At 64.4% G+C, this 23,008-nt stretch carries 26 protein-coding genes; 3 read left to right on the top strand and 23 right to left on the bottom strand.

The genetic code is table 11. From position 1 onward, the window contains the following. Positions 1–261 precede the first annotated feature (261 nt). Complete coding sequence (locus tag D7006_RS03250; protein WP_237355537.1) at positions 262–1,518, top strand: tyrosine-type recombinase/integrase; 1,257 nt, start codon at positions 262–264, stop codon at positions 1,516–1,518. Here D7006_RS03250 and D7006_RS03245 read toward each other — a convergent pair. From D7006_RS03245 to D7006_RS03215, 7 genes are all read right to left on the bottom strand, one after another. Continuing rightward, positions 1,508–1,777 carry an AlpA family transcriptional regulator gene (locus D7006_RS03245; RefSeq protein WP_181268293.1) on the bottom strand — a complete coding sequence of 90 codons (270 nt, stop codon included), beginning with the start codon at positions 1,775–1,777 and terminating at the stop codon, positions 1,508–1,510. The genes D7006_RS03250 and D7006_RS03245 overlap by 11 nt on opposite strands. 185 nt (positions 1,778–1,962) lie before the next feature. Beyond that, complete coding sequence (locus D7006_RS03240; RefSeq protein ID WP_237355536.1) at positions 1,963–2,778, bottom strand: alpha/beta fold hydrolase; 816 nt, start codon at positions 2,776–2,778, stop codon at positions 1,963–1,965. A gap of 139 nt (positions 2,779–2,917) precedes the next feature. Beyond that, on the bottom strand, positions 2,918–3,349 hold the full coding sequence (locus D7006_RS03235; RefSeq protein ID WP_237355535.1) for a PaaI family thioesterase: 432 nt from the start codon (positions 3,347–3,349) through the stop codon (positions 2,918–2,920). Positions 3,350–3,443: 94 nt separating this feature from the next. Continuing rightward, positions 3,444–4,250, bottom strand: coding sequence for an alpha/beta fold hydrolase (locus D7006_RS03230; RefSeq protein ID WP_237355534.1), 807 nt, complete (start codon positions 4,248–4,250; stop codon positions 3,444–3,446). A gap of 71 nt (positions 4,251–4,321) precedes the next feature. Continuing rightward, on the bottom strand, positions 4,322–4,846 hold the full coding sequence (locus D7006_RS03225) for an SRPBCC domain-containing protein (protein WP_237355533.1): 525 nt from the start codon (positions 4,844–4,846) through the stop codon (positions 4,322–4,324). Then, positions 4,843–5,553: a dihydrofolate reductase family protein gene (locus D7006_RS03220; protein ID WP_237355532.1), complete on the bottom strand. Its 711-nt coding sequence runs from the start codon at positions 5,551–5,553 to the stop codon at positions 4,843–4,845. Before D7006_RS03220 ends, D7006_RS03225 begins: the two co-directional genes overlap by 4 nt. Beyond that, the gene (locus tag D7006_RS03215; protein ID WP_237355531.1) at positions 5,504–5,845 is read right to left on the bottom strand and encodes a helix-turn-helix transcriptional regulator; all 342 of its coding nucleotides are present in this window, start codon (positions 5,843–5,845) and stop codon (positions 5,504–5,506) included. The genes D7006_RS03220 and D7006_RS03215 overlap by 50 nt, the downstream gene beginning before the upstream one ends. 115 nt (positions 5,846–5,960) lie before the next feature. Between D7006_RS03215 and D7006_RS03210 the strand changes: the two genes are divergently transcribed. Together D7006_RS03210 and D7006_RS03205 are read left to right on the top strand one after the other, a co-directional pair. After that, positions 5,961–6,386: a DUF1761 domain-containing protein gene (locus D7006_RS03210; RefSeq protein ID WP_237355530.1), complete on the top strand. Its 426-nt coding sequence runs from the start codon at positions 5,961–5,963 to the stop codon at positions 6,384–6,386. A 140-nt stretch (positions 6,387–6,526) separates the two neighbouring features. Then, positions 6,527–7,507: a LysR family transcriptional regulator gene (locus tag D7006_RS03205; protein WP_237355529.1), complete on the top strand. Its 981-nt coding sequence runs from the start codon at positions 6,527–6,529 to the stop codon at positions 7,505–7,507. Here the strand turns inward: D7006_RS03205 and D7006_RS03200 are convergent. From D7006_RS03200 to D7006_RS03125, 16 genes are all read right to left on the bottom strand, one after another. After that, complete coding sequence (locus D7006_RS03200; protein ID WP_237355528.1) at positions 7,499–7,720, bottom strand: DUF2274 domain-containing protein; 222 nt, start codon at positions 7,718–7,720, stop codon at positions 7,499–7,501. The genes D7006_RS03205 and D7006_RS03200 overlap by 9 nt on opposite strands. Before the next feature lie 2 nt (positions 7,721–7,722). Next, positions 7,723–8,946 carry a TrbI/VirB10 family protein gene (locus tag D7006_RS03195; RefSeq protein WP_237355527.1) on the bottom strand — a complete coding sequence of 408 codons (1,224 nt, stop codon included), beginning with the start codon at positions 8,944–8,946 and terminating at the stop codon, positions 7,723–7,725. After that, the gene (gene trbG / locus D7006_RS03190; RefSeq protein WP_237355526.1) at positions 8,943–9,992 is read right to left on the bottom strand and encodes a P-type conjugative transfer protein TrbG; all 1,050 of its coding nucleotides are present in this window, start codon (positions 9,990–9,992) and stop codon (positions 8,943–8,945) included. Before trbG ends, D7006_RS03195 begins: the two co-directional genes overlap by 4 nt. Next, positions 9,989–10,672 (bottom strand): conjugal transfer protein TrbF, encoded by a 684-nt coding sequence (gene trbF / locus D7006_RS03185; protein ID WP_237355525.1) that lies wholly within the window; start codon positions 10,670–10,672, stop codon positions 9,989–9,991. The genes trbG and trbF overlap by 4 nt, the downstream gene beginning before the upstream one ends. Further along, positions 10,672–12,036: a P-type conjugative transfer protein TrbL gene (trbL, locus tag D7006_RS03180; protein WP_237355524.1), complete on the bottom strand. Its 1,365-nt coding sequence runs from the start codon at positions 12,034–12,036 to the stop codon at positions 10,672–10,674. The genes trbF and trbL overlap by 1 nt, the downstream gene beginning before the upstream one ends. A gap of 4 nt (positions 12,037–12,040) precedes the next feature. Then, complete coding sequence (gene trbK-alt / locus D7006_RS03175; RefSeq protein ID WP_237355523.1) at positions 12,041–12,430, bottom strand: putative entry exclusion protein TrbK-alt; 390 nt, start codon at positions 12,428–12,430, stop codon at positions 12,041–12,043. A gap of 10 nt (positions 12,431–12,440) precedes the next feature. Beyond that, positions 12,441–13,214 carry a P-type conjugative transfer protein TrbJ gene (gene trbJ / locus D7006_RS03170; protein ID WP_237355522.1) on the bottom strand — a complete coding sequence of 258 codons (774 nt, stop codon included), beginning with the start codon at positions 13,212–13,214 and terminating at the stop codon, positions 12,441–12,443. Next, on the bottom strand, positions 13,211–15,667 hold the full coding sequence (trbE, locus tag D7006_RS03165; protein WP_237355521.1) for a conjugal transfer protein TrbE: 2,457 nt from the start codon (positions 15,665–15,667) through the stop codon (positions 13,211–13,213). Before trbE ends, trbJ begins: the two co-directional genes overlap by 4 nt. Before the next feature lie 12 nt (positions 15,668–15,679). Further along, on the bottom strand, positions 15,680–15,961 hold the full coding sequence (locus D7006_RS03160; protein WP_237355520.1) for a VirB3 family type IV secretion system protein: 282 nt from the start codon (positions 15,959–15,961) through the stop codon (positions 15,680–15,682). Next, entirely contained in the window at positions 15,961–16,293 is a 333-nt protein-coding gene (locus D7006_RS03155) for a TrbC/VirB2 family protein (protein WP_237355519.1), read from the bottom strand. The genes D7006_RS03160 and D7006_RS03155 overlap by 1 nt, the downstream gene beginning before the upstream one ends. Next, entirely contained in the window at positions 16,290–17,273 is a 984-nt protein-coding gene (gene trbB, locus D7006_RS03150; RefSeq protein WP_237355518.1) for a P-type conjugative transfer ATPase TrbB, read from the bottom strand. Before trbB ends, D7006_RS03155 begins: the two co-directional genes overlap by 4 nt. A gap of 169 nt (positions 17,274–17,442) precedes the next feature. Continuing rightward, positions 17,443–17,877, bottom strand: coding sequence for a CopG family transcriptional regulator (locus tag D7006_RS03145; RefSeq protein WP_099555746.1), 435 nt, complete (start codon positions 17,875–17,877; stop codon positions 17,443–17,445). 8 nt (positions 17,878–17,885) lie between these two features. Continuing rightward, entirely contained in the window at positions 17,886–19,871 is a 1,986-nt protein-coding gene (locus D7006_RS03140; protein WP_237355517.1) for a conjugal transfer protein TraG, read from the bottom strand. A gap of 25 nt (positions 19,872–19,896) precedes the next feature. After that, positions 19,897–21,636, bottom strand: coding sequence for a VirD2 family relaxase/mobilization nuclease (locus D7006_RS03135; RefSeq protein ID WP_237355516.1), 1,740 nt, complete (start codon positions 21,634–21,636; stop codon positions 19,897–19,899). A 244-nt stretch (positions 21,637–21,880) separates the two neighbouring features. After that, positions 21,881–22,645 (bottom strand): lytic transglycosylase domain-containing protein, encoded by a 765-nt coding sequence (locus D7006_RS03130; RefSeq protein ID WP_237355515.1) that lies wholly within the window; start codon positions 22,643–22,645, stop codon positions 21,881–21,883. A gap of 3 nt (positions 22,646–22,648) precedes the next feature. Beyond that, a complete protein-coding gene (locus D7006_RS03125) occupies positions 22,649–22,996 on the bottom strand; it encodes a DUF736 domain-containing protein (protein WP_237355514.1) in 348 nt (115 codons plus the stop codon). Positions 22,997–23,008: the final 12 nt, after the last annotated feature.

Below are 23,008 nucleotides of genomic sequence, written 5' to 3'. Positions count from 1 at the left end.
AACCAAAGATAATAGTTCCTGCGTCTATCGCCATCTATCGAGGGGCAGCGCTCTGATTTGACGGTATAGCGGACGGTATCGGGGAACTTGTTCGATTGGGAATTTCGCTATACCGTCAGGGCTATGAGAGCTGCTGACGGTATTTTTTTGGGCATTAACGACCTGATTTAAAACGGAAATTACGCCTTCAGCAATGCCTGTTTTGGTCTGACGGTATAATCGGCGCCTCTCTTGAGTTTTTGTACGGTTTTGGAGGCTCCCATGCTTAAGGACACAGCGATTAAGGCGCTGAGATCACAGAAGAAATTGTACAAGGTGAGCGATCGTGACGGTATGTACGTCGTGGTGCAGCCATCGGGTGCGATCGTGTTCCGGTACGACTACCGCCTAAACGGCCGCCGCGAGACGCTAACGCTCGGTCGGTACGGGCCAGAAGGCCTTTCGCTAGCCCGCGCTCGGGAAAGGCTGATCGATGCCAAGCGCGCCATTTCAGAGGGGCGGTCTCCGGCCCAGGAGAAGCAGCATGACAAGCGGCGACTGAAGGAGGCGAAGCGGTTCGGCGAGTTCGGCGAAAAATGGTTCCAGCAGTCGCGCATGGCCGAGAGCACACGCGCCATGCGGCGCTCGATCTATGAGCGCGACATCTTGCCGACGTTTCGAAACAGGCTTCTGACCGAGATCACGCCGGACGATCTCCGGATGATGTGCGGGAAGGTGAAGGAGCGCGGCGCTCCAGCCACGGCCGTCCATGTGCGGGATATCGTGAAGCTGATCTTTGCGTTCGCCATCCTGCATGGCGAGAAGGTCGCCAATCCGGCGGATGAAGTTGGGCCCGCGTCGATCGCAACCTTCGTCCCAAAGGACCGTTCGCTTTCCCCCGCGGAGATTCGCGTCATGCTCGGTCAGCTCGAGCATGTGCCGACCCTGCCGACTATACGGTTGGGAATGAAACTCTTCCTTCTGACGATGGTGAGGAAAAGCGAACTGCAGGACGCGACGTGGGATGAGGTCGATTTCGAGAACGCCGTCTGGTCGATCCCAAAAGAGCGAATGAAGCGGTCGAAGGCACACAACGTCTATCTGTCGGAGCAGGCGGTGGACATCTTCATCGCGCTGAAAACTTGCGCGGGTAACTCGCGCTACGTCCTTCCTTCGCGATACGACGCTGACGCACCGATGTCGCGGGCGACATTCAATCGGATAACGACAGCGGTCGTCGTCAGAGCGAAAAAAGAGGGGCTGCCGCTCGAACCGTTCACTGTCCATGACCTACGACGCACAGGTTCTACGCTGCTGAATGAGCTGGGCTTCAATAGCGACTGGATCGAGAAGTGCTTGGCGCATGAGGACGGAAGATCCTCGCGTGGCGTCTATAACAAGGCGGAGTACGAGCATCAACGCCGCCATATGATGCAGGAGTGGTCCCATATGTTGGATGCCTGGGTTTTGGGTCAGAAGTACCGTCCGACGCTGCTCCCGGCCACGATGGAGTTGCTTGAGTTGGAGCCTAGTGTTTGACGGGCCGCGAACGGCGCAGCCTCACGTCAGGGCTTGGAGCACGTTTGATTGCATTTGCGCGAGAGGCATGGCGCCGAGCATCGAGCCAGGCTTCCACCTCTGCCAAGTCCCAGACGACGCAGCGCGAGGTGAGATAGAAGCGTTGCGGGAATTCTCCCCGCTGCTCCATGTCGTAGATCGTGCTGTCGGCAAGCGGCACGATCTCTCGCAACTGCTGCCGGCGAATTGTTCTGCGGGCGACATGCGGGGCAGCACTCATACCGTATCTCCACTTCTTTGCTCTTGTGGAGATAGAAGGCGATAGATCCTCCGCTTTGAAGCCCGCGCGCGAACGTGTGCGGTAATATCGGGATATAGCGTGTAAATCGGACGGGTGGTCTCAACGGGCAAGTGTCGTCTGGGAGCGTCGGCCGACCTTTCGGCTCTTGTTCGAACCGTCGCCAGTCATGTTGAAAAAAAGGCTTCCAGCACAGGAGCCAAGACCGGCATCGATACGTCGTGAGACTGGCCGCTTAAAACTTTGCTGGTCGCGCTTGGGAGGGCCGACGCCAAAGCGGTTGCGGCCTCCCGCATTAGTTCGGGTCCCTTGCTCCCCGCCAGCGCCAGGGTCGGCACCGATATCTGAGCAAAGCGCTCGCGCGGGAGGTGGAAATCGCCCATCAATGTTGCTTCGTGAAGCAGCGATGGCGCTGACGCCTTGAGTTGTTTCCAGTTTGGAGTGAGCGGCATGATGGCCACGATGAGCCGCGGCATCTGCATCACTTCGGTCATGTAAAACTTCACCGCGCTGCCTCGATCGTCAGCATCGAGCATCGCCTGAAGCTGCTCCGCGTAGTCAGCAGGTGCGCGTGGCGTTGTTGCATTTACGAGATAGGGTGCCTCGTAGAGCGACAGCTTGTCCATCGGCACGCCGCTCGCTGCCGCTTCAAGAGCCAAAACGGCGCCGGATGACATGCCGAACACCCTAGCCGACCCGCCGGCGATCGCTATAAGCGCTGCTAGATCTTCAATCTCGCGAGAGATCGAATAAGGGGCGACGTCTCCGCTATCGCCTCGACCGCGACGGTCATACGCGAATACGGTAAAGTGCTGGGCAAGCAACGGTGCAAGCTTGTCCGTAGGACCGAACCTTCGCGAGCAAAATGCTCCGTCGACCAGCACGACGGCTGGCCCCGATCCCCACCGCTCAAATGCGATCGGCGTCCCGTCTTTGGACGTGAAGTGCTCGGGAGGTCCGGGCTTCAGCTTATCGTTGGCCATCTTGGTCTCCTGGGAGTCGCAGCCGGCCAGTAACGCGCTGCCAGCGAGAATTAAGGTTCGTCGATCGAGCAGTGGAACGCGTTCGGCAACCGGCGTAGCGGCTAGGCTCGGCATTGCGGCTTTGCCACAACTCATCGGGCTACGCATCACGCGGCCTCACGCCGTCAGGTTGTACCAGCCTGACGCTGGCGGTGGCCCGTGCGACGAGTCGACCGTCGCCGTCAGCGAGTTGAGCTTCAAGAAAGGCGATAGTCTTGCCGAGTTGCACAACGCGCGCCTCGCCGATCAACTGGCCAACGCTGGCAGCCCCGAGAAATGATACTGAGAAATCGATCGTGACCGGAAAAACCTTCCCCTCCGTCGCCAGCCAGATCGACGGGCCCATCGTGTCGTCCATCATCGCGGTCAGGAAGCCGCCTTGGATGTATCCGGCTGGGTTCAAGAATTCCGGGCGGCCGGTAAACGCAACGCGCGCTCGCGTTGACGCGGCGTCATATGCAAGGAGCTTCTGGCCGAGCAATTCTGCGGTTCCAGAAGGCGGTATGGCTGCGATTGCATCGGCTAGAAGCATATTATCTCCCGGAGAGTTAGGCGGAGAGGGATCTGGATCGAAGGGGCTCCGTCCGTGAATTTAGTTCGCGACCGGGGAAGCGGCCGTGCGAGCGTCAACCTGCCAACAGAAAGTCAGTTGTGGGGCCAACCAGAAGCTCAGGCCGCATGTCCTGGGTGAGCCCAGATATCGAGACGTGTTTTCCGTCCGGCAGCAGCTCGGCGATCACGCGTGCTGTGTGTCCGATCCAAGGCGGTCCATCGCCGCCGTCGATTACGAGCGTGGGCATTGCGACGGACCCAAGCAGATCGAGAGGATTTGGGCTCCCTGCAATAATTGTTAAGTCGTTGAAAAGCGTATGGGCGACCGCTTCAAGGCCAGGTCGGAACGGCGCATGCCGCATCCTTTCGACGATCTGCGGTGGCATACCTATCGCCTCAAGTTGGAATAGCTCGACGGCATCTCCGCGCTTGCCTTGCTCGACAAGCGCCTTAACGCGTTGCGCGATATCAACGGGCACGGCGGGACGGCTGTCGTCGGTCACGATCGGCGCTCCGAAGAGCACGAGCTTATCGATCGAAATCTCCGTTACCGATGCCCTGAGCGCCAGCACCGCGCCCGAAGAGAAGCCGAACACGGAAGCAGTCCCTCCGGCAGCTTCGACGATCGACGCTAGATCTTCGATCTCGCGATCGATCGCGTAGGGAGGTGAATCGCCGCTTTCGCCACGGCCGCGACGGTCGTAGGTGTACACTGTAAATCGACTAGCCAGCGCATCGGCAAGCGGCGCGCCAGTCGAGCGGTCATTAAACGCCCCGACGACGATAACCAGCGGGGGACCATTGCCCACGGAGTCATAGGCAATGGTCGTCCCGTCGAGGGATGTCGCTTTTGTGGGTGGGTTCTTTCTCTCGATACGCATTATCGTCGTTCCTTACGATCGTTATGCAGGTCAGTGGCTTTTTCGCCTCGCCGACCGTGGTGTATGGCGGACTAAGGGGATTCCGAGGCGTTCAGCGCCGCGCGTCCTTGCCGGCGAAAATCGTTGAGCAATGCAGTGAGGCGGTCAAAACCTTGCTTCAGCCCGTCTGGCATCCCGAACGCGATCATCCGATTGCGGTCGGCCTCTGACGCCATCTGCACCTCGAGAGACACGTAGGTTTCCTCACCGCGCCAATCAAAAGTGACCGTGTGCAACCGCGGCGCAGGCGGCACGCCCTGCCATTCCGGCATCTCAGGGTCGGGAATGTCAGAATAGACGAGGCGCTTATTCTCCACGACCTCAAGGAACACACCCTGGTTGCGATAAATCTTCCCGCTTGGGGTCCGCATATCGATCCGCCATCGGCCGCCAGGCCGGACGTCCATCTCACATACTGGATTGGTTGCTCCCTCTACGCCCCACCAGAGGGCAACCAGCTTGGGCTCAGTCCAAACTCTAAAGACAAGATCGGCCGGCGCGTCAAAGACCCGGTTCAATGTGATCGTGGAGAGCGACGTTGGTGCTTGCTTGATCAATTTCGCCTCCGCGATCTCCTTGAGTGCGCGGCTTCGCGCGCCTCCACTCCCGCGGGCCGGACTTGATATCGGCACACAATCACGCCGCGGCGGGTACGATGCTGGTCGATCAAATTTAATCGCTGTAGCGCGTCATCGCGCCCAAACAGCCTTCGGCCGGAACCCACCAGCACAGGCAGGAACACAATGATCAGTTCATCGACGAGGTCGCGTGGTAGAAGTGCGCGTACGAGACGCAGGCTTCCATGAATGCCAATGTCTCCCCCCGGCATCGACTTAAGCGCAGCGATGCCTTCAAGAGCATCCTGCATCACTGTAGATGCATTCCAGCGAGCGACATCCAACGTCGATGACGCAACATATTTGTGCGTCCCGTTGATAAAGCTTGCGAAGGGTTCGCGTGTAGAGTGAGGCCATGTCTGAACCCAGGCATCGTACGTGGCCCGGCCAAGCACGACTGCATCTTGACTGGCGATGATCTGGCGGAGGTGCTCGGACATCTCATCATCGAAGCAGTCGAACACCCAGTCGCCCGGGCCTTCTAACACGCCATCAATGGATGAAAGGAGGTAGGCGACCACCTTTCGTACGCGCCGCGGGTCCGAGGATTCTGCATTTTTCAGAACCGGGTTGCCGATGTGTCCCTCTGTGGCGAGGCTATTTCCTGGGGTCATCAAGATCGCCTTTTTTGATCCGGGCGAGAACATCCTCGATGTTGTCCAACCGCTGATCCCAAATGCGCCGGTAGGTGGCTAACCAATCGTCCACCACGCGCAGCGGTGCTGCTTCCAGATGACTAAGGTTTCGCTGGGATTCCCGCCGCCGGGAGATCAGGCCAGCTCGTTCGAGGACGCTCACATGCTTCGAGATGGCTTGTGGAGTCATTGCAAACGGTGACGCGAGTTCAACGACGGATGCGTCCCCTTCGCTAAGCCGGGCGAGAATTGCGCGGCGCGTCGGATCGGCGAGGGCGGCAAGCGTCTGCGAAAGATGATCCATTGAATGAAACCGTGTGGTTGCACAACCAGATGGTTTCTATATAGTGATGGCGGCGCCGTCAAGTATGCCCGGCGAGCTTCGCAGCGCGCGGATAAGAGCGGCGTGGAGCGCAACGATGTTGGAGGAAGCAGTGCAAATCGCCTCGGTAAATGTCCTCGCTTTGGCCGCCGCAACCATTGGTGCGTTCAGCCTGAACTTTGTGTGGTTCACGATCTTATTTCGCCGAACCTACCTAGCTGGTCTTGGGAAGACGCAGGCCCAACTGAATCATGGACCATCGATGGTGATGGCGTCTGCGCTACAACTCGTCGGATTTTTCGTTATGGCGCTTGTGCTGGGTTGGTTGATGCACCGTCTCGGACAGGCGACGGTGAAAGGCGGTCTCCAGATCGCAAGCATTGCCTGGATCGGGTTCGTGGCATCGATTTTGGTCCCGATGCACGCCTTCCAAGCCTATCCAATTTCTTTCACTGCGATAACAGCCGGCGGATATCTCGGCGCGTTGCTGATTAGCGGTGTGATCATTGGACTCTGGCGCTGAAGCGGCGCTCGCCCATGATGGAACTCGCGTCGGGGGCCCCGAAAAATAGTTGGTGGAACGGCCGAAGCCGGTGGAGCGTCCTAGCCGACCAACGTCACCTGCGCTCGTCCAATGACCAACCGCGAACGTGAAGGTCTGCCGTGCCAGACCTGGCTCTCGATCTCCGTCACCTTCAATACGCCATTCTCGTTGCTGAGCACGGTAGCTTCCGGCGCGCGGCGGATGCGCTGAATCTATCCCAGTCGACGGTCAGCCGGCGGGTCCAGCTTTTGGAAGCTCGACTTGGCGTCCCCTTGTTTGAACGGAGTCGATCGGGGACGCGCCTCACCTATGCTGGTGAGCGCTTTCTCCAGGACGCAAAAGTTGGCGCGGGACATTTACATCAGGCAATCAGCGATTTGGCGCTCGTCCAACGCGGGCATTTTGGCGAACTGCGCCTCGGACTCACGATCTCATTCGCTGGGGGATTCCTGAGCGATCTGCTGGGTGCCTATCGAGCGCGCTTTCCGAGCGTGGAAGTGAAGTTGGAGGAGGCCGCATCTCAGTCGATCGCTGCGGGCGTCCTTGCGGGTCGGCTCGATGCCGCCTTCATTTCCGGCGTCCCGCAACTCCCAGGGTGCCGTACTCGCTTGTTGTGGCACGATGACATCGTAATCGCGTTGCCGTCGAAGCACGCGCTGGCTACCGCAGGCGCAGTGAAGTGGGAAGACGTACGAGAAGAAACCTTTCTCGTAGGCGCGGATGGACCAGGGCCTGAGATAGAAGATTACTTGGTCAGGCACCTATCCGCGATGGGCTTTCGACCAAAGATTCTCTTGCAAAAGGTCGGGCGCGAAAACCTACTAAATATGGTGTCGAAAGGGTTTGGGCTGACCCTTACAACTCGTTCCGCTGTCACGACCACCTATCAGGGTGTCGTCTTCGTGCCTGTTGGAGACGCGTCAGAACAGATTTCGTCGAGCGTCGTGTGGGCCGAAGGTAATCACAATCCAGCATTGAAGAAATTACTGGAGCTTTGCGCTGCCCTGCAGGCCGGTCGGCTCGACCGATTTGATCCAGCAAAGCAGTTCCTCATTGATTCAGAGGAGCTTGGAGGGAATGGATCTTGTCCATCAGGATGACATGCGCTTCGCTCGCCAGAAGCCGCGGTCCGTTGCGATGAAGCGCTCGACCATCGGAACGATAAGCTTCGTCGGATCGTCGATCGGCCTGTTTTGTTCGCGCGCTAAGACCTGGGCGTACTGCACCAACTCCCGGTGAAGCGTCGCCGGGATCTCGATCGTCACTTTCACCGGCTTTTCGTCAACAAGTGCGCCAAGCTTCAGCTTTGTCATTTTCAGCCTCCGTACGGCTCGAGGACGAGATCGCGCGTTACAATCACGCGAACGGGAAACCCCGGCCGGATGTTGAGCGTCGGCGCGACGTTGAGCTGGCGGCGCACGATCTGCTGCCCGGCGTCATTGATCGTATCCTGCCCGCCGTTGCGGATTGCGCTGATCAGGCGGTCATCGTCGTTGGTCGCAAGCTCGGCGCCTACGCTGAGCAGCGTTGAAAGACCGGCAGCCTTTGCGAGGTCCCACCAGTGATAGTCGACGCCGTCCTGCAGACCGGCATAGCCCTCGGCGTCGGCGCCCGGTTGACGCTCAAGGACGATAGATCGGCCATTCGGCAGGATCAGCCGGTTCCAGACCAACAGCACGCGACTCTGCCCGAACTGCACATTGTTGTCGTACTGCCCGATGACGCGCGTGCCCTGCGGTACGAGCAGGATGCGACCGGTCGGGCTGTCATAGATATTCTCGGTCACCTGGGCCGTGATCTGGCCGGGGAGATCTGAGCGGATCCCCGTAATCAGTGCGGCCGAAATCACGGCACCTGCCTGAAGGATGTTCGGCGAAGCCGGCGCGGCGACGCGATCGGGCGCCACAGTCCTTCGATCTGCTGCGGCATTGAGGAAGGCGTTCTGCCGATCCTGCGCCGTCGGCGTCGCGGGTGGCGGAGCCAGGCCAAGGCTGGTGAGATCGGGTATAGCTTGCGCGCCGGGCGTCGCCTGGGACGGCGTCGCAGCGGACGTCCGGGTTTCGGTGCTCGCGAACAGCCGGGCCGTGCGTGACGCCTCCAGTTCCTGAATGCGGCGCTGCTCTTCCGGGCTGAGACCTGGGTTTGGGGTGGCCATGCCGGGTGTCGGCACGGGCTGGCCACGATTCTGCGCTCCGAGGATCGGGCGACCGAGGTCGCCGGGAAGCGGCGGACCGAGCTGCGGCACGCCGCTATAATCGCGCGGCAGGCCGGCAATCCCGTCTGCCGTTGTGCGGTTCTCGGTGGAGTAGAGTTCCTCATTCGGCCGACCGGCATCGCGGGTCTGAAGCGCATAGATGAGCGCACCGCCGATCCCGACGCTGGCGACCAGGCCGAGACCTGCCAGCACCTTGCGCGACAGGCGGGTGACGCGCGGCGGCTCCGCGCGCAGCCGCATCGGCGCCGGCCCGGCGGCCTCGCCGGTCAGCGGCTGGGTCTCGTCGTCCGGCCCTTCCTCTTTCCGGGACTCGCTCTCGCTCACGATGCCGGCCTCCCATCGGTACGCACGATGCGAACACGCCTTTGGCGATCGCCGGAGCCGAAGCGCAGCTCGGCGGCGGCGAAAAGCCGATCGACGATCATGTGGTGGCCGCGGACGCGGTAGTTGACCAGCTCCGAGGTGTTGCCCTCGGGACCGACCAAGAACAGTGGCGGCATCTCTCCCTGGCCGATCCCTCGCGGGAATTCGATGAAGACTTGGCGGCCGTCGTCGAAGGCGCGCAGCGGCCGCCACGGCGCGCGGTCGCCGTCGATTGCGTAGCGGAAATTGACGTTGGCGAGGTCGACGCCGGATGCGACCGGCTGCGCAGCTTCGGCTTGGCTGTTTTGACGGCGCAGCGCGATAAGCTGGTCCTGCGGATACTGCCAGGAGACCGAGGCCATATAGGTCCGCTCGGTCGAGCGCAGCTCCATGTGATAGGTGCGCAGGTTAGTGTTGATGACGAGGTTGGTCATCAGGTCCGGCCGGGTCGGCTTCACCAGGATATGGACCTGAAGCGTCGGCCCGGCGCCGCTCTGCGTGTCGCCAATGATCCAGCGCACTGTGTCACCAGCGGCGACCGGGCCCGATCCGACCAACTGCTCGCCCGGCTGCAATGCGATGTCCGTGATCTGCCCGACGGCGGTGTAGACCTGATAGAGCGCGCCTTGCGTGAAGGGGTAGACCTGCATCGAGTTGATAAAACCGTTGCGCACGGGCTGTATGCGCGCTGCGGCGTTTGCCTGGTTGACGCGCGCCGTTGGGTCGGTCGGCTCCGGTGTCGATCGAGACGGCTCAACGTGCTGCAATTGTCCAGGCAGCGGAAGCGGCCGCGGTATCTCGACCACGGTGACCGGCCCCGGCGGATCGACGGTCTGCACGGCCGGAGCCGCATTGTCATAGGAGATTTCGGGAGGCGGTGTGCTGGTGGCGCAGCCTGCCAGCGCGGTTGTCGCCAGCAGGACCATGGGGAATCCGGCTCTGCGGAAAGCCGAGACTACGGATGTGTGTGAAGCCGGGTTTCCGGCTTTACGGAAAGACGGCTTCATTGCCCAAGCTCCCGTGACCAGTTGATGGCGTTGACGTAGATGCCGAGCGGGTTCGCCCTGAGCCGGTCGGCGTTGCGTGGAATCTGGACGACGATCGTCAGGATCGCGGTCCAGCGGGTGGTCTCGGCGAGTTGGCCGTTTTCATAGCGGCGCTCGACCCAGGCGACGCGGAAGCTGTCGGGCGATGCACGAATGACGCTGGAGACATCCACGGCGACCTGCTGGCGGCCGACCTTCGTGAACGGGTCGTTGGCGCGGGCATAGTCGTTGAGCGCCATGGCGCCGCGATCGGTCGTGAAGTCGTAGGCGCGCAGCCAGTTTTGCCGGACGATGATGGCGTCGGCGGGGATCGAGCGGACCTGCTCGATGAAGCGCGCCAGGTGGAAGGCGATCTGCGGATCGGTCGCACGATAGTCGGCGACAGCTGGCGCCACGGCCTGCGCCTGGCCGAGCCGGTCGACCTGCACCACCCACGGCACAATCGTGCCCCGCGCCGACTGCCAGACCAGAGCGGCGGCGAAGCCGGCCGAGAGGATAAGCGAGCCGAACGCCATCGTCCGCCAGTTCTTCGCCTGGACGCGCGACGCGCCGATGCGTTCGTCCCATACCTGTGCGGCGCGCTGATATGGCGTTTCGGGTTCGGGGGCTTTGCCATAGTGGGTGGAGGGTCGTTTAAACATCAGCGGTCGCCTTCGGAGAGATTGACGGAAGAGCCGCCGCCATGGGCGTCGCCGGAGCGCACGGCGTGGGCAGTCGCCTGGACGGCATGGGTCATGCGTTGGGAGCGGCGCATGCGCTGCGCCCATGCGGGCGGCCCGCTTGGGGCTGCCGGCGCGGCCGAGCCGCCACCGTCGCCGGCTGCGTCACCACCGACCGATCCCATCGTCGAGGAGCCACCAGTGGCTTCAAACGCGGCCTTCCCGCCGGCATTGAAGCTCGAGCGCATGCTATCGGCGGCGCGTGAGGCGGCACGCCGCAGCGGCGAGACCGCTGCGCTCCCGCCGGCGCGGGCGACGCCGCCAAGGCCGGACGCCACGCCCGCAGCGCCAGATTGCCCGGCGGAGCCCAGGCTATAGGCGGTCGAGGCGCCGCCTGCGACGGCGGCTCCACCGCGCGCCGCGGCCGCCGCGCCACCGGCCAGCGCCGCGCCACCGGAGGCGACCGCACCGACAGCGCCAACACCGGCGGCGACCATGCCGCCTGCCGCCATACCCGTGCCGACCGCGGCGCCGGCGCTGAGCTGGGGGCCGCCAGAGACGATGCCGCTGGCGATGCCGGGGCCGAAGATGCCGAGGCCGAGGAGCGACAGGGCGGCCAGGACGATGGCCATGGCCTCGTCGATGGATGGGGTTGCGCCGCCGAAGCCGGCAGTGAATTCGGAGAACAGCGTCGAGCCGATGCCGATGATGACGGCGAGGACCAAGACCTTGATGCCGGACGAGATGACGTTGCCAAGCACTCGCTCGGCCATGAAGGCGGACTTGCCGAACAGGCCGAACGGAATGAGGACGAATCCGGCGAGCGTCGTCAGCTTGAATTCGATCAGCGTGACGAAAAGCTGGATGGCCAGGATGAAGAAGGCGAGCAACACCAGCGCCCAGGCGAGGAACATGCAGGCGATCTGGATGAAATTCTCGAAGAACGACCAGTAGCCCATCAGGCCTGAGATGGATTCCAGAAGCGGACGTCCGGCGTCGAGGCCGGTCTGCGCCACCTTACCGGGCCGCAGCAGATCGGCGGTCGTAAAGCCCGTGCCGCTGGCCTTCAGGCCCAAGCCGGCGAAGCTCTCGAAGACGATGCGGGCGAGGTTGTTCCAGTTGCCGATAATGTAGGCGAAGACGCCGACAAAGAGGGTCTTCTTCACCAGGCGCGCCAGGATGTCGTCGTCGGCGCCCCAGGACCAGAACAGCGCCGCGAGCGTCACGTCGATGACGATCAACGTGGTGGCGATGAAGGCGACTTCGCCGCTGAGCAGGCCGAACCCGCTGTCGATGTAGCGGGTGAAGACCTCAAGGAAATGGTCGATGACGCCGGTGCCGCCCATGATGCTATCGAGCCTCTTCGAGGTGTGGCGGAGCGACTGGCGCGGATGGCCCCAGAGCCGGCTGATCGGTGCGATCTGTCGGGGACGCGGGGTTGTCGCGTGGCGCCGGGGGTGGCTCCGGTAGACGTTCGGCCGGTCGGGCGCCGGGAGCGAGGAAGCGGTTGCGGTTCTCGGCCCAGGCTCGCAGGCAGGCGGTATCGCGGGGACCGGCTTCGCCGAGCGTCTGGCAGCGGATCAACTCGTCGCGGAGCGGATCGGCCTGCGTCTGGATGGTCCGGCCGGACGCCCACGGCTCGGGCGTTTCCTCTTTCCGGTTCATCTCGATCGCAGTCGCGGTGATCGCGACCGCGACGAAGACGACGGCTCCGAGCCGGGCGAGCGTCTTGCCGTCCATGGTCGTGCCCTCAGTTGCCGTTCGGGAACATGCGAGCGTTGCCCGGCTGGTAGCCGCTGCCGGGCGTCAGGAAGCGACGGCGCTGCTCGCGGCCTTGCTCGGCGGCCGCGGCTCGCTCGGCTTCGGAGAGCGCCTGCGCCCGGCCGTTCGCCGCGACGACGGCGGTCAGATCGGCGAGTTGCTGCGCCTGCAGCGCGAGAAGCTGGTTGCCGGCCTGCGTCGCCTGCAGCGCGCCCGTCGCCCCTTGGCTGCGGCCGATCAGCGAGGACATCTCGGTGCGATTGGTATCAATATTGCCGACGACGCCAGCCTGTACCCGCATCGCGTCCTGAAGCCCGCCGACCGTGTTCTGCCAGCGCTCGCGGGCGCCCGCCACGAGCTGCTGGTCGGACGCCGACATGGAGGCGTTGCCATAGGTAGTCCGGAACGCCTGGTCGATGTTCTGGACATCATAGGCGATGCGCTGCGCCTGGGTGAGAAGCTGCTGCGTGCGCTGGACGGACTGCTGGAGCTGCTGGAGCGAGGAATAGGGCAGGCTCGCGAGATTGCGGGCCTGGTTGATCAGCATCGTCGCCTCGTTCTGAAGCGAGCTGATCTGGTTGTTGATCTGCTCCAGCGACCTGGCCGCCTGCAGAACATTCTGCACGTAGTTCGTGGGATCCTTCACGATCAACTGTGCGGACGCCGGCGGAGCCCATAGTACCGGCGACAGCGCGATCGGCGCGGCCAGCAGAACCGCGGCGACGCGGGCGATGGATGAGCGAGTATGAACGGAACGAGTCATGAGCGTGCCTCCGGATCGGTTTGGGGAATGACGTTGGTGAGATCGGCGACGAGGTCCGCTGCCCAGCCGAGCCGGTTCTCCGCGAGCCATTCGGCGAGGAATCCGTCCGTGCCGCTGCGGGCGTGGACAGTCGCGATGAGCGCCTGATGCTGCTTCGACGAGGCGGCGCAAAGCGCCAGCGCCACGTCCGACAGGCCCAGCTCGAACAGCCGGTTGCCGCGTCGCGACTGGCAGTAATAGTCGCGCTTGGGCATCGCCCGCGCGAGGATTTCGATCTGACGATCGTTGAGACCGAAGCGCCGATAGATGGCGGTGATCTGCGGTTCGATGGCGCGCTCGTTCGGGAGCAGGATGCGGGTCTGGCAGCTTTCGATGATGGCCGGCGCGATCGCCGACCCGTCGATGTCCGACAGCGACTGCGTGGCGAAGATGACGCTCGCGTTCTTCTTGCGCAGCGTCTTCAGCCACTCGCGGAGCTGGCCGGCGAAGCCCTCATCGTCCAGCGCCAGCCAACCCTCGTCGACGATCAGCAGCGTGGGCCGCCCGTCGAGCCGGTCCTCGATGCGGTGGAAGAGATAGGCGAGCACAGCGGCAGCCGCGCCTGTGCCGATCAGCCCTTCGGTCTCGAAGACCTGAACATTGGCTTCGCCGAGTTGCTCGGCCTCGGCGTCGAGCAGACGGCCATAGGGACCGCCGACGCAATAGGGTCGGAGCGCTTGCTTCAGGTCGTTCGACTGAAGCAGGACGGACAGACCCGTCAACGTCCGCTCGGCGATTGGTGCGGAGGCCAGCGAGGACAGGGCCGACCAGAGATGTTCCTTCACCTCGGGCGTGACCGGCACGCTCTCGCGCCCCAGGATCGCGATCAGCCAGTCGGAGGCCCAGGCGCGTTCGGCGACGTCGTTGATCCGGGCCAGCGGCTGTAGCGACACGCTGTCGTCCGAGCCTTCGGTCAAGCCACCGCCGAGATCGTGCCAGTCGCCGCGCATGGCGAGCGCGGCGGCGCGGATCGATCCGCCGAAGTCGAAGGCGAAGACTTGGCTTTGGAGATAGCGCCGGAACTGCAGGGCCATCAACGCCAGCAGCACCGACTTGCCGGCGCCGGTCGGGCCGACGATCAGCGTATGGCCGACATCGCCGACATGGATGGAAAGCCGGAACGGGGTCGAGCCTTCGGTCTTGCCGAACAGCAGTGGGGGTGCTGCAAAATGCTCGTCCCGTTCCGGTCCCGCCCACACCGCCGAAAGCGGGATCATGTGGGCGAGATTCAATGTGTTGATCGGGGGCTGGCGGACATTGGCGTAGACATGGCCGGGCAGCGAGCCGAGCCAGGCGTCCACGGCGTTGATCGTCTCGGGCATCGCCGTGAAGTCGCGGCCCTGGATGACCTTCTCGACCATCCGCAGCTTCTCGGCGGCGATGCGCGGATCATCGTCCCAGACGGTGATCGTCGCGGTCACATAGGCTTGGCCGGCATAGTCCGCGCCCAGCTCCTGCAACGCCATGTCGGCATCGGCCGCCTTGTTGGAGGCATCGGTGTCCACGAGGGCGGAGGCCTCGTTCGTCATCACCTCCTTCAGGATGGCGGCGATCGATTTGCGCTTGGCGAACCATTGCCGCCGGATCTTGGTCAGCAGCTTGGTGGCGTCGGTCTTGTCGAGGAGGACGGCGCGCGTCGACCAGCGATAGGGAATGGCCAGCCGGTTCAGCTCGTCGAGGATGCCGGGCGTGGTCGCGGTCGGGAAGCCGACGATGGTGAGGATGCGCATATGCGCATCGCCGAGCCGGGGTTCGAGCCCGCCGGTCAGCGGCTGATCGGCCAGCAGCGCATCGAGATACATCGGCGTTTCGGGGACGCGGACGCGATGCCGCTTCGTCGAGACCGTCGAATGCAGATAGGTCAGGGTCTCGCCGTCATCGAGCCAGGCGCATTCCGGCATGAAGGCATCGATGAGCTGGAGGATGCGATCGGTGCGGTCGGCGAAGCCGCGCAGGATCTCGTGCGCATCGACGCCGGCCTGATCGCGGCCCTCGTAGAGCCAGGTCTCAGCGCGGGCGGCGTCCTCGGCCGGCGGCAGATAGAGGAAGGTCAGGAAATAGCTGGACTCGAAATGCGCACCGGCCTCCTCGAAGTCGGCCTTGCGTTCGGCGTCGACCAGGGCGGAGGCGCTGTCGGCGAACATGCTGGCCGGATAGGTCGCGGCGCCATGGCGCTGCGCTTCGACGAAGATCGCCCAGCCGGAGCCGAGGCGACGAAATGCGTTGTTGAGCCGGCCGGCGACGGCCACCAGCTCGGCCGGCACGGCGCTGTCGAGATCGGGGCCGCGGAAGCGTGCGGTGCGCTGCAGGCTCCCATCCTTGTTGAGCACGATCCCTTCGCCGACCAAAGCGACCCAGGGCAGGAAGTCGGCGAGCCGGGTGTTGCGGTTTCGATATTCAGCAAGGTTCATCATCGGCGTCGCTCCTCAAACCGACAGGTGGCCGGGGATGCGCAGATGCTTGCGCACGACGTCGACGAACTGCGGATCACGCTTAGCGGCCCAGACGGCTGCGAAGTGCCCCAAGGCCCAAAGGCCAAGGCCGACCAGCCAGAGGCGAAGGCCAAGGCCGAGTGCGGCGGCGAGCGTGCCATTCAGAATGGCGAGCGAGCGCGGGGCGCCGCCGAGCAGGATCTGCTCGGTCAGCGCCCGGTGAACCGGGACCGAAAAGCCCGGCAGCTCGCCGCCATGGTCGGCGCCATCGGCCATCAGACGAGCGCCCCGCCGCCGAACGAGAAGAACGACAGGAAGAAGCTGGACGCAGCGAAGGCGATCGACAGGCCGAAGACGATCTGGATGAGCTTGCGCGCGCCGCCCGACGTATCGCCGAACGCCAGCGTCAGGCCGGTGATGATGATGATCATCACCGCGATGATCTTGGCGACCGGGCCCTCGATCGATTCGAGGATCGATTGCAACGGCGCCTCCCAGGGCATCTGGGAGCCGGAAGCGTGAGCGGCGGGCGCGAGCGCCAGCGTGACGAAAGTGACGGATACCGCCGTGGCGAGCTGGCGGCGGAAACGCAGGGCATGCTGGATCATGACGGATCTCCTGTGAGGGGCTGGCTTACGGGGGTGACGCGGTAGTCGCCGTCGGGGCCGAGGCCCTCGATGCGGGCGAGTTCGGTGAGGCGGCGCGACGCGCCGCGACCGGACAGCACGGCGACCAGATCGATCGTCTCGGCGATCAGGGCGCGCGGGACGGTGACGACGGCTTCCTGGATGAGCTGCTCCATACGGCGCAGCGCGCCGATGGCGGTGCCGGCGTGGATGGTGCCGACACCGCCGGGGTGTCCGGTGCCCCAGGCCTTGAGCAGGTCGAGGGCCTCGGCCCCGCGGACCTCGCCTATCGGGATGCGGTCGGGGCGCAAGCGGAGCGAGGAGCGGACGAGGTCGGAGAGCGAGGCGACGCCGTCCTTGGTCCGCATGGCGACCAGGTTCGGCGCGGCGCATTGCAGTTCACGCGTGTCCTCGATGAGGACGACGCGGTCCGAGGTTTTGGAGACTTCCGCGAGCAGCGCGTTTGTGAGGGTGGTCTTGCCGGTGGATGTGCCGCCGGCGACGAGGATGTTGCGCCGGTCGGCCACAGCCTGGCGCAGCGTCTCGGCCTGATCCGCCGCCATGATCCCGGCGGCGACATAATCGTCGAGCGTGAACACGGCGACGGCGGGCTTGCGGATCGCGAAGGCGGGCGCGGACACCACGGGAGGCAACAGCCCCTCGAACCGCTCGCCCGTTTCGGGCAGCTCGGCCGAGACTCGCGGTGCGCCGGGATGAACCTCGGCGCCGACATGGTGGGCGACCAGACGGATGATCCGCTCGCCGTCCGAAGGCGACAGCAGCTCACCCGTATCGGAAAGCCCTTCGGAAAGACGGTCGACCCAGAGCCGCCCATCGGGGTTGAGCATCACCTCGACGATCGTGGGATCTTCCAGAAACCGGGCGATCGCCGGCCCGAGAGCCGTGCGCAGCATGCGGGCGCCGCGAAGGATCGCCTCCGATTTCTGGTGAATGGCCGCCACGTCGTCCCCGTTCTCTTGCGGGACCGCGACATGCGGCCCTGGATCGGGGATGAGTAGAAGAGGCAGAAATCACGGCCTGACAACAACCACAATGTGGTCGTCGTACTGTGGCGTACAAAGACAGGGAAATGGCGGAACGCCGGAATACTTGCGGTCGACGTAGCCGTGATTAATCCGCGTCGTGCGCGGGCGCGATGTCCTCCGAAATCTCTTGCCGAAGCTTCGGCCCGTGAGCGAGTCGGCGGCCGAGCGCGGTGACGAACGCCTCGTAGCGCTCGCCGGCCTTGGCGCGCGCCGCTGCCTGGGCGGGCTCTGGTAGCGGCGGGTTCGTGGTCAGCCAGAAGCGGATGAACACGGCGAGCGTTTCGACGGCTATACCAAGGTCGCGCTCCATGCGCGCCATTCGCCGGTCGAGCTGATCGAGCCGCTTCGTCGTCGCCGCCTCCTGCCGTTCGGCGGCGTCAGGCGACAGGAAAGAGGCGATGCCGGCTTCCGCGATCAGCGAGAGGGATTGATCGCGCCTGGCGGCGTGCGCGGCGAGCGCCTTCATGACGTCCGGTTCGAGATACACAGACAGCCGCTGTTTTTTGGGAGGCTTTGCCATGGTGCCTCCTAAAGCTCGATGCCGTCGCCGGGATCGAGCGACGCTTGGCGTGCCACCTGGCGCATGGTCTGATTCATCCGCGAGAGACGTGCAGCGTCCTCATCGGCGTCGTCGCGGGGATCGATCTCGAACTCGTTTTCGATGGGTTGCTTAGGCTCGACGGGTTTTGAGCGGCTCAGTTCCGGCTGGTGCCGGCGCTCGGAGTCGGTCGTATCCTCATCTTCCGATCCGCCGCCGGCGGTAGCCGTCGCCACCGTGGGCGTCACCGGAAGGGGCAGCGCGCTCCAGTCGTCCGGCCGAGCCGTTGTCGACTTAACGAGGTTCGGCGGCGGTAAGATGCGCTCCTGAAACCGGCGATCCTCATAATATCGCGCTTTCTTCGCGCGGATCGGCCGGATGCCGGCGACCATGACGATCTCGTCGGACGGCGGAAGCTGCATGATCTCGCCAGGCGTCATCAGTTGCCGGGCTGTCTCCGAGCGCGAGACCATCATGTGGCCGAGCCATGGCGACAGGCGATGACCGGCATAGTTCTTCATCGCGCGCATCTCGGTCGCAGTGCCGAGCGCGTCCGAGACACGTTTGGCGGTCCGCTCATCGTTGGTCGCGAAGCTGACGCGCACATGGCAGTTGTCGAGGATCGAGTTGTTGGGCCCGTAGGCCTTCTCGATCTGGTTCAGCGACTGTGCGATGAGGAAGGCTTTGAGGCCGTAACCCGCCATGAAGGCGAGCGCGCTCTCGAAGAAATCGAGGCGGCCGAGGGCCGGGAACTCGTCGAGCATCAGGAGGAGGCGATGGCGGTTGCCCTTCGCCTTCAGATCCTCCGTGAGCCGCCGGCCGATCTGATTGAGGATCAGACGGATCAGCGGCTTGGTCCGGTTGATGTCCGACGGCGGCACGACGAGGTAGAGCGTCGTCGGATGCTTGCCGCCGACTATGTCGGTGATGCGCCAGTCGCAGCGGCGTGTGACCTCGGCAACGACGGGGTCGCGATAGAGCCCGAGGAACGACATCGCGGTGGACAGCACGCCCGAGCGCTCGTTGTCGGATTTATTCAGCAGCTCGCGGGCCGCACTGGCGATCACCGGATGCGGTCCGGCTTCGCCAAGATGCGGGGTCTTCATCATGGCGGCGAGGGTCGAATCGATCGGCCGCTTCGGATCTGAGAGGAAGGCGGCGACGCCGGCGAGCGTCTTGTCGGCCTCGGCGTAAAGGACGTGCAGGATCGCGCCGACCAGCAACGCGTGGCTGGTTTTCTCCCAATGGTTCCGCTTCTCCAGCGAGCCTTCCGGATCGACCAGGATGTCGGCGATGTTCTGGACGTCGCGGACCTCCCATTCGCCGCGTCGGACCTCGAGCAGCGGATTGTAGGCGGCGGACTTCGCGTTGGTCGGATCGAACAGCAGCACACGGCCGTGCCGGGATCGGAAGCCGGCAGTGAGCGTCCAGTTCTCCCCCTTGATGTCATGGACGATAGCGGAGCCCGGCCAGGTCAGCAGCGAGGGCACGACAAGGCCCACGCCCTTGCCGGATCGCGTGGGCGCGAAGCACAGCACATGCTCAGGACCATCGTGGCGGAGATAGTCGCGCTCGAATTTCCCCAGGATGACGCCATCCGCGCCCAGCAGGCCGGCGGCGCTCACTTCGGGGGCGACCGCCCATCGGGCGGAACCGAACGTCTCGGCGTTCTTGGCCTCACGCGCCCGCCAGACGGACATGCCGATCGCGACGGCGATGGACATGAAGCCGCCAGACGCCGCGATATAGGCGCCCTCGATGAAGATCGGCGGCGCATAGGCATCGTAGAAATACCACCACCAGAAGAAGGCGGGCGGATAGTAAATCGGCCAGCCGGCCAGTTCGAACCATGGAAGCCCGAGCTGCGGTTGGAAACCGAGCCGATAGGCCGTCCACTGCGTCGCCGCCCAGGTCGTCATGAGCACGATCAGGAAGACGGTGAGTATCTGGCCCCAGAGGATCTTGGTCGCCGACATGGCGGGCACTCCTTCCTTGATTGGGCTACATGCCGAGGCCGCGGTTGCGGCCGAAGCTCCAGTCGACGCCGCCGGCGCCGCGCGACACGCCGGAGACGTGCTGACCGATCTGACGTTCGAGGGAGGGCGACCAGGGCACGAGCTGGAAGCCGAGGCCGTCGTCGATCATGGCGAAGCGGCCGGAAGCGAGCGCGAAGCGCTGGCGATAAGTGCCCGCCACATACTCGCCCGTTGCGGCCTTGGAGAATTGTCGGCCGGTCTCGGCCGCGAGCTTTTCGCCCAGGGCCTCCACCTCGCGCTGCCGCAACGTGTCGATCAGGCCCGGGGAGAAGCTGACGCCGCGCGCTTGCCGCTCGGCGAGACCCTGGCTGACGAGATGCTCGGCGCGCCGGTCCATCGCCTGGCGAACCTCCGCGCCGAAGCCGCCGCCGCCGAGTGCAACCGGATCGCGCGCGATGGCCTGCCTGTCGAGCCAGGTAGCTCCGGTCGCGTTGACTTGGGCGGAGATGTCGAGATCGGAGCGGACGGCGAGCGCAACGCGGCGGCGGCCTTGCGCGTCGTCGAATTTGCGCAGTTCGACGATGGAACCCGGCGCGCTGTCGCTGGCGGCGTCAAGGTCGGGCAGCTTGATGTGGTGGGTGCGTCCGTCCGTGCCATCGACCACGGCATAGGCCGTGCCCTTCAGCTCGTCGTCGAGACCGCGATCGACCAGTCGGCCGACGACGGGATCGTTGATGCTCTCGCCGGCGAGCACATAGCTGGCGGCGCCGCGTTCGATGCCGCGTTCGGTTAGGCCGCGATGAATGCGCTTGATGATGTCGCCACGCTCACCCAGCTCGCGCAGGGTCGCCTCGGCATTCTCGGACACGGCCCATTGGCCGGGGCCAACCTGATCGGCGAGGCCGAGCGTCTCCAACTTGCGCAGGCGGCCGACCTTCATCGCGTGGAATTCGTCGGGCTGGCGGTCAGGGTGCGGCGCGAGATCGACGACCCCGGCGCGGTAGCTGTCTCGGGCAAGCTGCCGGTCAAGGTTGGTCCAGCGCTCCGCGTCGATCTGGCGTTCGAGATTGCGGCGTATCTCGTGGTCGGTGCGCGGTCCCAACTCCTGGGTAACGAGATCCTGCGCGCGGGCGCGCATGCCTTCCTTGATGTAGTCGCGGGATATGACGAGGTCCTGGCGGTCATCGGTGCGCCCGCGCAGGATGATATGGACGTGCGGATTGTCCGTGTTCCAGTGATCGACGCCGACCCAGTCGAGCTTGGTCCCGAGGTCCTTTTCAATCTGCCCCATCAGGTCGCGGGCGAAGGTCTTGAGGTCGGACATCTCGGTCGCGTCCTCGGGCGAGACGATGAAGCGGAAATGATGCCGGTCGTCCTGGGTGCGCTCAGCAAACGCCTTGGGATCGGCGTCCTCGGTCTCGGGCCCGAACAGCCGGGCCTTCTCTCCATCCCGGGTGACGCCCTCGCGCCGGAGATAGCTGAGGTGGGCGGAGAGCGGCGCGGCCCGAGCGGTGTGCCGGACGACGCGTGTCTTGATCACCGTGTTGCGCGATCGGCTGGTGAGCAGACGATTGGCCTGCACCGTCGCGCGCTGGCCGCGCCCGAAACGCGAGCGGTTGCCCGAGCCGATCTTGCCGGAGCGCGAGACGCTGCCGCCGGCGCGCTGGGCTGCGGCGAGCGCCTGGGCGATGAAGGGCCGCGCCTGTTGTGCGCGGGTGGATCGGATGCGGCCCGGCCGGATGCGGAAATCGTCCTCGCCGCTCATCGCCGGGACCCCGCACATCGTGCAAACGCGCGGAAATACTTAGCGAAATGGCGGATGCGCAGGCTGCGCCGATCAGGCGCACCTCGCGCCAATGCGCCATAAGTCTCTGAAAACACACGACCGCACCAAGCCGCACATCGCGCGCTTTTATCTCGCCATCGTTCGGTTGAGCTGCCTGTTCTTCCCGCCTCTGACGCCAAATCCACGCCAGAGCCCGACAATGCAGCAGGGAGTGCGAAGTCCCTCATCGCGGCCCCTCAGTATCGGTTCGCGCCACGAATAGGCCGTCCGATCGCGGTGCAGGCAGGACCGGATCGCGCGCGGCTTCCTGCGCAGAGGGCGCAGCCGGATCGCCGTCCCGCTGCCGCTGGATTGCACCCGCGCTGCTGTCGACCTGCACGATGAAGAGCGGCGCACGGGTCCAGGCGAGAGGATCGGCGGTCGCCACCGTGACGGGGGCAGCAAGATCGCCGCCGCCGATGATTGGCGCGAGAGCGGCGACATAGGCGCGCGTTTCCGCCGGCAGCGGGCGGCCGGTCGCGCGATATTCCTCGTAGCGGCCGGGACCGGCATTGTAGGCCGCCAGAAAGCCCGGCGAGCCATAGCGATCATGCATCTCGCGCAGATACGCCGCGCCCGCCGTGATGTTGTCGCGAGGGTCGTAGGGATCATTGCCGAGACCATATCGGGCGCGCAGTTCGGCCCAGGTCGCGGGCATGATCTGCATCAGGCCCATCGCGCCGGCCGAAGAGATCGCGCGCATGTCCCCGGCGCTTTCGACGCGCATGACCGCACGAATCCAGTGCTCGGGAACGCCGAACCGATGCGCGGCCTCGGCGATGAAGGCGCCGTAGCGATCGACGCGAAGGGGACGCTCGGCCGACACGCTCTGCGCATTCGCGTTGGCGCAAAGCGGCGCGGCGACCAGCAGGCCGGAAAGGAGAAGGAAGGCTGTGCGTCGGACGGTGGGAAACCGTCCGACGACAGCGCGATGGCGGCGGGCCGGCATCGCTCAATCCCGCTCGCTGCGCTTGGGCGGGCGGTTCCAGTGAAGGCCCCAGGCGGATTTGTCGTCGGCCGACTGGAACAGATTGGCGCGGATCGGCTGGCTGAAGGTCGGATCGTCGAGCTGCAGCGAGACGTAGTCGCCGGCCTTCTCGCCGGTGCGCTTCCAGCCAGCGCCGATCTCGGCGCCGGGTTCGTTGTTCATGCCGTTGAAGACGTGAACGCGGAAATCCGGCGCATTCTCGGCGTCGGACGACTCGGCCGGAATGATGATGATGTCCTGGTGCAGCAGGAGCGTCGCCAAATGGCCGATGAAGCCGGACTCGTCGCGCGTAAATTGACCGATCAGGGACATGATTGCCTCCAT

The sequence above is a fragment of the Xanthobacter sp. YC-JY1 genome (genome assembly GCF_021730305.1).
Classification (GTDB): domain Bacteria; phylum Pseudomonadota; class Alphaproteobacteria; order Rhizobiales; family Xanthobacteraceae; genus Xanthobacter; species Xanthobacter flavus.
The sequence above is the reverse complement of the archived record's forward strand: the minus strand, read 5'-3'. Positions and strand labels throughout refer to the sequence as shown.